11 protein-coding genes are annotated in these 12,346 nt (G+C 29.0%); all 11 read right to left on the bottom strand.

Features of this window, described 5'->3' with window-relative positions; translation table 11 throughout:
* Positions 1-6 precede the first annotated feature (6 nt).
* Positions 7-945, bottom strand: a complete 939-nt coding sequence (locus C4S76_RS04905; protein WP_105193239.1) for a lipid A deacylase LpxR family protein — start codon at positions 943-945, stop codon at positions 7-9.
* Between the two features lie 12 nt (positions 946-957).
* Positions 958-1,827 (bottom strand): peptide chain release factor N(5)-glutamine methyltransferase, encoded by an 870-nt coding sequence (gene prmC / locus C4S76_RS04900; RefSeq protein WP_105193237.1) that lies wholly within the window; start codon positions 1,825-1,827, stop codon positions 958-960.
* A gap of 85 nt (positions 1,828-1,912) precedes the next feature.
* Positions 1,913-5,236: a preprotein translocase subunit SecA gene (secA, locus tag C4S76_RS04895; RefSeq protein WP_105193235.1), complete on the bottom strand. Its 3,324-nt coding sequence runs from the start codon at positions 5,234-5,236 to the stop codon at positions 1,913-1,915.
* 117 nt (positions 5,237-5,353) lie between these two features.
* Positions 5,354-5,575 carry a DUF2795 domain-containing protein gene (locus tag C4S76_RS04890; protein WP_105193301.1) on the bottom strand — a complete coding sequence of 74 codons (222 nt, stop codon included), beginning with the start codon at positions 5,573-5,575 and terminating at the stop codon, positions 5,354-5,356.
* A 496-nt stretch (positions 5,576-6,071) separates the two neighbouring features.
* On the bottom strand, positions 6,072-6,653 hold the full coding sequence (locus C4S76_RS04885; RefSeq protein WP_105193233.1) for a porin family protein: 582 nt from the start codon (positions 6,651-6,653) through the stop codon (positions 6,072-6,074).
* Positions 6,654-6,673: 20 nt separating this feature from the next.
* The gene (gene sucD / locus C4S76_RS04880; RefSeq protein WP_105193231.1) at positions 6,674-7,546 is read right to left on the bottom strand and encodes a succinate--CoA ligase subunit alpha; all 873 of its coding nucleotides are present in this window, start codon (positions 7,544-7,546) and stop codon (positions 6,674-6,676) included.
* 51 nt (positions 7,547-7,597) lie between these two features.
* Positions 7,598-8,509 (bottom strand): UDP-3-O-(3-hydroxymyristoyl)glucosamine N-acyltransferase, encoded by a 912-nt coding sequence (locus C4S76_RS04875; protein ID WP_105193229.1) that lies wholly within the window; start codon positions 8,507-8,509, stop codon positions 7,598-7,600.
* A 31-nt stretch (positions 8,510-8,540) separates the two neighbouring features.
* A complete protein-coding gene (gene efp, locus C4S76_RS04870; protein ID WP_105193227.1) occupies positions 8,541-9,104 on the bottom strand; it encodes an elongation factor P in 564 nt (187 codons plus the stop codon).
* A 20-nt stretch (positions 9,105-9,124) separates the two neighbouring features.
* Entirely contained in the window at positions 9,125-9,913 is a 789-nt protein-coding gene (lpxA, locus tag C4S76_RS04865; RefSeq protein WP_105193225.1) for an acyl-ACP--UDP-N-acetylglucosamine O-acyltransferase, read from the bottom strand.
* Between the two features lie 3 nt (positions 9,914-9,916).
* On the bottom strand, positions 9,917-11,311 hold the full coding sequence (locus tag C4S76_RS04860) for a bifunctional UDP-3-O-[3-hydroxymyristoyl] N-acetylglucosamine deacetylase/3-hydroxyacyl-ACP dehydratase (RefSeq protein WP_105193223.1): 1,395 nt from the start codon (positions 11,309-11,311) through the stop codon (positions 9,917-9,919).
* Positions 11,311-12,345: a UDP-3-O-(3-hydroxymyristoyl)glucosamine N-acyltransferase gene (gene lpxD, locus C4S76_RS04855; RefSeq protein WP_105193221.1), complete on the bottom strand. Its 1,035-nt coding sequence runs from the start codon at positions 12,343-12,345 to the stop codon at positions 11,311-11,313. The genes C4S76_RS04860 and lpxD overlap by 1 nt, the downstream gene beginning before the upstream one ends.
* Position 12,346 lies beyond the last annotated feature (1 nt).

Genomic DNA, 12,346 nt, shown 5'->3' with positions numbered 1-12,346 from the left:
ATATTTTTATTTAAATAAATACTTTAATTCTATAGTTCCATACCATTGAGTTTTTTCTTGTAAAGAAGTTTCTTTTGTTTGATAATTAATTGCAAGATTTAAAGCATAACGATTCCATGTTTTCATTATTCCTACAATTTGATGGTACAATAATGGATTTAATTTACCTGTAACAGGACCTTTATCTTTTCTAAAAGCACCACCTTCGATAGTTGCATTATAAGCATATACTAAAAGTGACGGTTGATAATAAAAGAAAAATTCCTTATGGGAATTTTTATCTTTTGCATTTAATCTCGTATTCCAATATGAAGTAGATAAATTATTATTAAACTTTCCCCATCTAATTAAACTACCCAATTTAATATTATCAAAAAATAAACCTGCTCTTGCTTCTGCAATAGCCTGAATTTCAAAATTATCTTTAATAGGAATTTCTTTAATCCATGTTAATTCTCCATTTATTCCTATGGAGTTTTTTAATTGAAAATCCCATTGTTTTTTTGGGTCGTACATATCAAATAAATGATGTATAAATACCTGTGTTTCTTTCCCTAAAGATATAGGTCCAATAGAAGCTATAGAAACTCCCCATTTTATCATTTCTTTATTTTTTGTAAACTGAGTTTGTTTATAAGATATATATAAATAGGCTGTTACTGGTCGATCTATATTTATTAGTTTAGAATAGTTTCCATTCTGTGCATTATAAATATTTTGTCCTAAAGAAAAAGTAGCTATTTTTAATGAATCTTTATTTTTTTTCGATTTCCAATTTACATAAAATTCTAGACCGTTGGTATAATATCCATCATCACCTAATAACATGTATGCATCATTTTCAGAAATAATACCAAATTCTTTTGTATAAAAATATTTATTATTTTGAGAAAATATATTTATATATATAAGAAATATTAATATAGATATATAAGATTTTTTCAAAATAATTAAATTTTATTTTATTGCAGCTTCAGCTTTTATCATTCTATAATTACCAGATAAATCTTTCTTTAACTCAACAAAAGTAAAATATTTCAAAAATAATTCCTGAGTTTCTTCACTTAAATTCTGATTAATTTCTATATATATTTTACCTTTTTCATTTAAATTCATCATAGAAAATTTGATAATTTCCTTATAAAAAATCAATGGATTTTCATCCGTCACAAATAGTGCTTCATTAGGTTCAAATTTATAAACTCTTTCATCCATATCTCTTTTTTCGGATTTTTTTATGTAAGGCGGATTAGATACAATAATATCATATTTTTTATTTGTATTTATTTTTTCAGAATCCAATAAATTTGTTTGAATATAATTTACGGAGACTTTATTAAGTACAGAATTTTTTTGAGATAGTTCTAAAGCTTTTTCACTCACATCAATACCATCTATTTGAGATTTAGGTAAATTTTTTGCTAAAGCTATGCTGATACATCCACTACCCGAACATAAGTCCATAATTTGTAATTTTTGATTTTTATTATTAATATCTTTTAAAATCCACTCGACCAACTCTTCCGTTTCCGGTCTGGGAATAAGAACATTTTTATTAACAAGGATTTCACAACCAAAAAATATTGTACTTCCTAATACATATTGATAAGGTATACCTTCTTTTAATTGAAATAATGCATTTAGAAAAAGAATATATTTTAAATCATTTTCATCTTTTAATTCATTTAAAGATAATTTTAAAATAGATTTATTTATATGAAGATAATTTTCAGCCAGAGCATAAAATATGATATCTATTTCTTGTGGAGAATATTGTTCAGATAATTGTTTAATATATTGCTGTCTGATTTCTGATAAAGATTTCATTTTAAAAATTTCTCTAAATTAATAAAAAACCGGAATAATTTTTTATTTATTCCGGTTAAGTATAAGTTATATTATACTATAATTTTTATTCTTCCTCTACTAAAACCCAACCTTCTTCAATTAGATTTTGCGCTTGTTTAAATTTTAATTCTTTAACTTCTCCGGTTCTTAAATTTCTTATATTAACCATTTCATTACGTCCTATTTTATTAACCCGTAACGGTTCTGAAACTTCTTTTGCTTGAGGAATATTCTTTTTATTTTCTTCAAAATCTCTACTTTCTATCGTTTTCTGTTTAACTTCTTTAGCTTGTCGTATTGAAGTTTCTTCAGGTTCTGAAGGAAGTCCTCCTTTAAATAAAAAAGAAATAATTTCTTTATTTGTCTTATCTAGCATTTCACTAAATAAAGAAAAAGATTCTTGTTTATAAATTACCAAAGGGTCTTTTTGCTCATAAACTGCAGATTGAACTGATTTTCTTAATTCATCCATTTCTCTAAGATGTTCTTTCCAGTTTTCATCAATTAATGCCAAAGTAATCCCTTTTTCAAAATCTTGTAAAAGTGCTTTTCCTTCAGAGTTATATGCTTCTTCTAAATCAGTAGTAACATTCAACACTTTTGTTCCGTCTGTAAATGGAACAGATATATTTTTATATTGATTTCCTTGTGCTAAAAATACATTGGAAATAACAGGGAATATTTGTTTAGCTGTATTATTTAATTTTTCTTTGTAATTTGATTCAGCTTGTTCAAAAATTTTGTCCGTAAGTTCCTTTTCAGTAAGTTTATTAAACTCATCTTCATTTACAGGTGTATCCATCGCAAAGATAGTAGCCAACTCAAATTCAAAATTTTTAAAATTTTTAGAATATTTATTATCTTTAGTAATAAGAGCTGCTGTATCAAAAATCATATTGGCAATATCGATACTTAGTTTATCTCCAAAAAGTGCATTTCTACGTCTTTTATAAATCACTTCTCTTTGCTTATTCATCACATCATCATATTCCAATAATCTTTTACGTATTCCAAAATTATTTTCTTCAACTTTTTTTTGAGCTCTTTCTATAGAATTAGTAATCATAGAATGCTGTATGACATCTCCTTCTTTATGTCCTAACCTGTCCATCATTTTAGCTATTCTATCAGAACCAAATAAACGCATTAAATTATCCTCCAAAGAAACATAAAACTGAGAGGATCCAGGATCTCCTTGACGTCCGGAACGCCCTCTCAACTGTCTATCTACTCGTCTGGAATCATGTCTTTCTGTACCTATAATAGCTAATCCTCCAGCTTGTTTTACTTCGTCAGTAAGTTTAATATCTGTACCCCTACCTGCCATATTGGTAGCAATAGTAACTACTCCAGAATTTCCTGCTTTTGCTACAATTTCTGCTTCTTTCTTATGTAATTTCGCATTTAATACATTATGAGGAATTTTCCTCATTTTTAATGCCTTACTTAACAATTCTGAAATTTCAACTGAAGTAGTCCCTACTAATACAGGTCTTTTATCTTCTTGAGATAAACGTATCACTTCATTTAAAACAGCATTGAATTTTTCTCTGTTTGTTTTAAAAACCAAGTCTTGTTGGTCTTTTCTTATGATTGGTTTATTAGTAGGAATTACAACGACATCCAGTTTATAAATTTCCCAAAATTCACCAGCTTCAGTCTCTGCCGTACCAGTCATTCCTGCTAATTTGTTATACATTCTAAAATAATTTTGCAGGGTAACTGTAGCAAAAGTTTGAGTAGCTGCCTCTATTTTTACATTTTCTTTAGCTTCTAATGCTTGATGTAAACCATCGGAATATCGACGGCCTTCCATAATACGTCCTGTTTGTTCATCAACAATTTTCACTTGACCATCTATTACTACATATTCAATATCTTTTTCAAATAAAGTATAAGCTTTAAGTAACTGGCTTAAGGAATGTATTCTTTCTGATTTTATAGCAAAATAACGCAAAAAATCTTCTTTTTCTTTATGTTCGTCTTCTTTAGAGAGATTTTTATTTTCAATATCTGCAAACACAGTTCCTAAATCTTCTAAAACAAAAAAGTTAGGATCTTCATTGCCTTTAGATAAAAATTCAATTCCTTTATCGGTTAATTCTACCTGATTGTTTTTTTCATCAATCGAGAAGTATAAATCTTTATCTGCTTCTGGCATCATGCGATTATTATCTGAGATAAAATAAGCTTCAGCCTTTAATAAAGTAGTTTTATTTCCTTCTTCAGATAAAAATTTTATTAAGGGTTTATATTTAGGCAACCCTCTGTATACTTGATAAAGTTTATGCCCACCTTCTTTTTTATCTCCTGAAGCTAATAGTTGTTTGGCCTCTTGAAATAATTTAGAGATTTCATTCTTTTGAGCACTAAATATATTTTCTACAATTGGTTTTAATTCTTGATATTCTTGTTTATCACCTTGAGGTATAGGACCTGAAATAATTAAAGGGGTACGAGCATCGTCTATTAAAACAGAATCCACTTCATCCACAATCGCATAGTTTAATTCTCTTTGTACTAAATCGGCAGGTGAATTTGCCATATTATCACGTAAATAATCAAAACCAAACTCATTATTAGTTCCATAAGTAATATCTGCCCAATAGGCTTGTCTACGAGATTCTGAATTAGGCTGATGTTTATCTATACAATCAATACTTAAACCATGAAATTCAAAAATAGGTCCCATCCATGCAGAGTCACGTTTAGCTAAATAATCATTTACTGTAACGACATGAACTCCTCTTCCTGGAAGAGCATTTAAATAAATTGGCAAAGTTCCAACTAAAGTTTTCCCTTCTCCTGTAGCCATTTCTGCAATTTTTCCTTCATGCAATACAGTTCCTCCTATATACTGAACATCATAATGCACCATATCCCATTTTACTTCTTTACCTGCGGCATCCCAACTATTATTCCATACAGCATTATCTCCTTCAATATTTACATAGTTTGTAGTTTCTGATAATTTCCGATCAAAATCTGTAGCCTTTACCACTAATTTCTCATTTTCTGCAAATCTTTTTGCAGTTTCCTTAATTACAGCAAAAGCTTGCGGAAGTAATTCCAATAAAACCTTTTCTTCTATATCATAAACTTCTTTTTCAAGTTTATCTATTTGAGCATATAAATTTTCTTTCTCATCAACATCATCAGTTTGTTGAGTTTTACTTTTTAAATCTGAAATTTGTGCTTTTAATTCTGAGTTAGCTTGGGCTATTTTTTCTTTGAATTCAATGGTTTTATTTCTTAATTCATCTGTTGATAATGAGGAAATACCAGACTCCTCCTTTTTGATTTTATCTAAGTATTTATTAAGTTGTTCAAGATCTTTTTTATGTTTATCTCCAATAAATAATTTTAGGACAGAATTTAATATATTCATTATCTAATTAATTTTTTTAGCATACAAATGTAAGAAAAATACTTTATCTACATGGTAGTATAAAGAAATAATAGGCACTAATTTAAGCAATTATAGACTAAATTTATTTTCGCCTAATTAATACTCATCCTCGTTCCACAGAAAATCATCATCTGTAGGATAATCAGCCCAAATTTCTTCTATATTATCATAAATTTCACCCTCATCTTCAATTGCTTGTAAGTTTTCTACTACTTCTAAAGGTGCACCGGTTCTAATTGCATAATCAATTAATTCATCTTTGGTAGCAGGCCATGGTGCATCACTTAAATATGATGCTAATTCTAAAGTCCAATACATTACAATTAAATTTTTTATTATTACAAATAACTTTAATATTTTATTTTTCCATTTTCGACACATCAAACTTCAAGCCAAAATATTTAACTTTTTATTTTGATTATTTAAGTTTAATCTGAATAGTTTTATTTATTACTATTAAAAATTAATATTTAAATACCTTAAAAATTGCTTAGACATATTGACATGAAATTTTATATACTTTCCTTATTCCTTAATTTAAGAATATACATTTTTTCATCATTAGAAAATAAATAAAAAATAATGTAACATTTGTTTAAATGCAACTAAAAACTTAATTAAAGAAATTCATTTTGAATGAATGAAATTAATAAAGTCTTTTACTATTGAAGTATAATTTAGAAACAGTTATTTTTCATAAACAGAAAGCATTAGCTTAAGCAATTATATTTCCACAACTTTGGTTGTGAATAAATAATAAAAGCATCAAAGAACATAATCAGAATAATAAATAATTATTTATTATTCAAAACTATTAATTAAAAATATATGCCAAAGAAGCTCCTAAAACAGACGTTCTTTCCTGTTTAGGATAATCTTTATATATATCAATTAAACCATAATTATAACGTATAGAAAATTCAAAATTTCTTAAAATGCTATAACCTATACCAAAACCTATAGATAAATTAATATTTTTAGGCTTATCATTATAATATAATATATCTAAATCTTTATTTTTTTGTGATACCAAAAATCCTATTTGTGGTCCTATTTCACCAAAAAATTCACTGTCTGCTTCAGAAAAATAAGCCCTTAACATTAAAGGTATATTTAAATAATTTTGAAAATATTTTATAACATGGCTTGTATGTTTATCCTTTTCCCCTTCTAAGGAATAAATAACTTCCGGTTGAAAAAAAAACTGATTATTATTATCTAAAGGAATCTGACAAAATGCTCCAAAAGATCCTGAAATTCTTCCCTCAGATTCTTTATGTATTTCAGATATATTACTTCTGTGCACAGATCCTTTTATACCTAATCTAACTTGTGAGTAAGTGATAACAGGAAATAATAGAGTCAAAAGAACTTCTTTACGAAATAAATTTTTCATAATATATTATGTTTTTATATTTATCCTAAAACAGATGCTACGGTATTTCCGATCTTTGCAGGCGAATTTACTACATGAATTCCACACTCGGACATAATTTTCATTTTAGCTTGAGCGGTGTCATTTTCTCCTCCAACTATAGCTCCTGCATGTCCCATAGTTCTCCCTTTAGGAGCTGTTTGACCTGCAATAAACCCTATAACAGGTTTTGTAGTACCTAGTGATTTATACCAATGAGCAGCATCAGTTTCTAGTTGTCCACCTATTTCTCCAATCATCACAATACAATCTGTTTGAGAATCATTTATTAATAATTCCATAGCTTGTTGTGTAGTTGTACCGATAATAGGGTCTCCTCCTATGCCTATTGCTGTAGAAATTCCATATCCTGCTTTTACGACTTGATCTGCTGCTTCGTAGGTTAATGTTCCTGATTTAGAAACGATACCTACTTTTCCTTTTTTAAATATAAATCCGGGCATGATACCTACTTTGGCTTCATCTGCTGAAATAATTCCCGGACAATTGGGACCAATTAAAATACAATTATAATTTTTGATATAATTTTTAACTTTAACCATATCTTGAATTGGAATACCTTCTGTAATACAAACCACTACTTTGATTCCAGCTTCGGCAGCTTCCATTATAGAATCAGCAGCAAATGCCGGAGGAACAAATATAACAGAGGTATCTGCTTTCACCTTTGCTACAGCTTCTTTTACAGTATTAAATACAGGTCTTTTCAAATGAATAGATCCTCCTTTACCTGGGGTAACCCCTCCTACTATCTGCGTTCCAAATTTTATCATTTGTTCAGCATGAAAAGTTCCTTCTTTCCCAGTAAAGCCTTGAACAATTATTTTTGAATTTTTGTTAACTAAAACCGACATAGTTTCTCATTTTGTATAAAACAAATATATCTATTTTTTTTAATTCTTATATCATTTAGTTAACCTTTTCAATTTAGCCAGTTCTTTTAACATCTTTTTTGCTTCATCTGCCGGATAACCAAAGTAGGTTTTTCCTCCTTCTAAACTTTTAGAAACTCCTGATTGTGCAAGAATAACTGCTTTACTACCTATAGTTAAGGATGAGGCAAAACCAGCTTGTCCCCATATAGTCACTTCATCTTCAATAATACAACATCCTGCTATTCCAACCTGAGAAGCTATTAAACATTTTTTTCCTATAATTGTATCATGTCCTATCTGAATTAGATTATCCAGTTTAGATCCTTCCCCAATGATAGTTGAAGATGTTACACCTCTATCAATACAACAGTTTGATCCGATTTCAACATCATTTTCTATTTTTACATTGCCAAAAGATTTTAGCCTATCATAATAATTACCTCTGTTTTTGTAATAAAAAGCATCCCCACCAATCACTGTTCCTGATTGTATAATAACATTATCACCAATTTCAGTATAATCATGAATTGTTACATTTGGAAAAATAATACAATTTTTTCCAATCTTTACTTCTTTACCTATAAATACATTAGGTTGTATAATTGTGTCTCTCCCTATTTCTAAATCATTTGAAATCATTTGATTATATATCTCAAATTTTTTGAAATATGAGTTAATTTTATTAAAATCTCTAAAAGGATCTTCGGAAATAAGCAAAGCTTTTCCTTCGGGACATTCAACTTCTTTATTAATAAGAATTACAGTTGCATTACTTTGTAATGCTTTATCATAATATTTAGGATGATCTACAAAAACAATTTCACCTTTTTGCACTCTATGAATTTCATTAGTACCATATATAGGTAAATCTGCTTCTCCTATATATTTTGAATTAATTATTGAAGCAATGCTCTTAAGTGATTGTATTTTAGGGAATTTCATTTAATTTATAAATAGAAAAATTTATATATTTTTATTTTATTCTTTCTATATAAGAACCGTCTTCTGTATTAATTTTTATTTTTTCCCCTGCTTCTATAAATAAAGGTACTAATACTCTTGCTCCTGTTTCAATAGTTGCATTTTTTAATGCATTTGTAGCTGTATTGCCTTTTACCCCAGGTTCTGCTTCTATAACTTCCATTATTACACTTGGAGGTAGTTCAGCAGATAAAGGAGTATCATCATCTTCTTTTAAAATAATCATAACTTCTTCTCCTGACTTCATAAATTGGGAATTTTCAATCAAATTTTTATCTATATAAATTTGAGAGAAATCATCATTATTCATAAAATGAAATCCGTGATCATCATCATACAAATATTGATATTTTCTAGTTATAACTTTTACTTCTTCTATTTTGCTCCCTGCAGAAAACGTATTATCTACTACTTTACCTGAAGTTAATGATTTTAGCTTTGTTCTTACAAAAGCAGGTCCTTTACCTGGTTTAACATGCAAAAACTCTATTACTTTATAAATGTCATCATTAAAATTGATACAAAGTCCTTTTTTAATGTCTCCCATTCCTGCCATAAATATCTATTTTTTGTTTTTTATAATCCCATTGAGTTAAAGCCTCTCATTACTCCTCTCATACTTGACTGTATAAATTGTATAATTTCATCTCTTTCCGGAGTTGCTTCAAATTCTGCTTCGACCACAGATAGAGCTTGAGTAATGTTCATTTTCTTTTGAAATATAACACGATATATGTTTTGTATTTCTGCAATTTTTTGAGAATTAAATCCTCTCCTTCTTAAACCAACTGAATTAATTCCTACATAGGATAAAGGATCTCTGGCTACCTTCACATAAGGAGGAATATCTTTCCTTACTAAGGAGCCTCCAGTTACAAAAGCATGACTTCCTATGGAACAGAACTGATGCACTGCCGTCATTCCTGCCATTACAACAAAATCTCCTACATTAATATGTCCTGCTAAAGTTGTATTATTTGAAAAAATACAGTTATCTCCTACTACACAATCATGTGCTATATGAGAATAAGCCATGAGTAAACAATTATTACCAATAACTGTTTTCATCTTATCGGAAGTTCCTCTACTAATGGTTACACATTCTCTTATTACAGTATTGTTGCCAATATAGGTTAATGTTCTTTCTCCTTTGTATTTAAGATCTTGAGGTTCTGCAGAAATTACTGCTCCTGGAAATATTTTACAATTTTTACCTATTCTGGCTCCTTCCATAATAGTTACATTGGGTCCTATCCAAGTTCCTTCTCCTATTTCAACATCTTTATATATGGAAGAAAAAGGTTCTATTACTACATTTTTTGCAATTTTTGCATCAGAATGTACAAATGCTAAAGGCTGAATCATGTTTTAGTCTTTTGTTTTTACTACTTGTGCCATCATTTCTGCTTCTACTACCATTTGTCCATTACAATATCCATATCCTTGCATATGTACAATTCCTCTCCTTATTGGCTCTAATAAATCTATTTTAAGTATTAATGTATCTCCTGGTACTACTTTTCTTTTATGTTTCACATTATCTAATTTAATCAAGTAAGTTGAGTAATTTTGAGGATCTTCTACATTTTCCAGAACAAAAATTCCTCCGGTTTGTGCCATGGCTTCTATTTGTAATACTCCAGGCATTACTGGTTCACTAGGAAAATGCCCGACAAAGAACGGTTCATTTATCGTTACGTTTTTCACTCCTATTATGTGTTTGCTATCTACTTCCATAATTTTATCTATTAATAAGAATGGAGGTCGATGAGGGAGCATTCTCATTATATCTTTTATATTATAAACTGGTTCTTTGTGAAAATCAATTTCAGGTATGTTTTTTCGTCTAAATAACTTATATAGTTTATTTAATTTTTTTGCAAATTGTGTATTGCAATGATGTCCTGGTTTGGTTGCTATAATTTTTGCTTTCAATTTTACACCAACAAGCGTTAAATCTCCTACGACATCTAATAGTTTATGACGAGCAGCCTCATTGGGGTAGTATAAATTTACATTATCCAATATTCCATTGGGTCTAACTGTTACTTCCGGTTGTTCAAAAACTAATTTTAATTTTTCTAAAGTTTTTGACGAAAGTTCTTTATCAACATATACTATGGCATTATTTATATCCCCTCCTTTGATTAATCCGGCATCTAACAGCATTTCCAGTTCATGAAGGAAACTAAATGTTCGTGCTTTTGCAAAATCATTTTTAAAATCTTTTATGTCCTTCATTGTTGCATTTTGAGTTCCTAATACTTTGGTTCCAAAATCTACCATAGTCGTGACTTCAAAATGATCTGAAGGAATTGCTGTTATTTCTGATCCTGTTTCCGGATCTGTATAAGATACAATTTCTTTAATGGAAAAATATTCTCTTTCTGCTTCTTGTTCTTCTACTCCAACATTTTCTATTGCTTCAACAAAAAATTTTGATGATCCATCCATAATTGGTGGTTCAGAGCTATTTAGATCAATATATACATTATCTAAGTCCATTCCAGTGAGAGCAGCTAGTATATGTTCGCATGTATGAATTTTAACTCCTTTTTTTTCTAAAACTGTCCCTCTTTCTGTAGAAGTTACATAGGTTGCATCAGCTTCAATTGTAGGCTGACCTTCTAAATCTACTCGCACAAAAACAAAGCCTGTATTAATAGGAGCAGGCTTTATGGTCATAATGACTTCTATTCCTGTATGTAACCCTTTCCCTTTTAAAGTAAAGGGTTGTTTTATTGTCTTTTGTTTATCTGACATTATGATTCACTTTGAGTTTTACTATCTTTTTCTAATTTTTCTATTCGTTTTATAATTTCAGGTAACTGTTTAAAATAAACGAAACTTTTCTGATATTTAATATATTTTATTGCCGGTGAACCAAATAATCTTTCATTATTATCAACATCATTTGTAATTCCGCTCTGGGCTTGTAGTATAACATTATCTCCTACTTTTAAATGTCCGGAAATACCTACTTGTCCTCCTATCATACTCCATTGACCTATTTTTGAAGAACCGGCTACACCTGCCTGAGAAGCTATTACAGTGTGTTGACCAACTTCTACATTATGAGCAATTTGAATTAAATTATCTAATTTAACTCCTTTTTTTATTAAAGTAGATCCTATTGTTGCTCTATCTATTGTACAATTAGCTCCTATTTCTACATCATCTTCAATAATTACATTTCCTAATTGTGGAACTTTTTCATATCCTTCTTTTGACTGACTAAAACCAAAACCATCAGCTCCTATTACAGTTCCTCCATGTATTACACAATTATTTCCAATAATACAGTCATTATAAATTTTTACGCCTGGACCTATTAAGCAATTTTCACCAATAACTACATTATCTCCTAAATAAGCTTGAGGATATATTTTAGTATTATTACCGATTTTAACATTTGAGGCTAAATATGCAAATGCTCCTATAAAAAGATCTTTACCTAATGTCACATTATTAGATATGAAAACAGGTTCTTCTACACCTGTCTTTTTTTCTTTCATTTCATTATAAAATCTTAATAATTGATTAAAAGCTGAATATGCATCTTCTACGGATATAATAGTAGGTAATTCTGAAATATCTTGAGGAATTAATTTTTCAGATATTAATATTATGGAAGCTTTATTACCTTTCAAAAATTCTTGATATTTTTCTCCACCTAAAAAGGTTAAAGTTCCTGGAATACCATCTTCTATTTTTGAAATATAGGAAACCAATTCTTCAGGATTTCCTATTACTTTTCCGTTAACTAAATCAGCTATCTGCTGGGCACTAAATTTCATA

Origin of the sequence: Apibacter adventoris, assembly GCF_002964965.1 — a bacterium.
GTDB classification, from domain to species: Bacteria; Bacteroidota; Bacteroidia; order Flavobacteriales; family Weeksellaceae; genus Apibacter; species Apibacter adventoris.
This window is presented reverse-complemented; position numbering and strand designations above follow the sequence as displayed.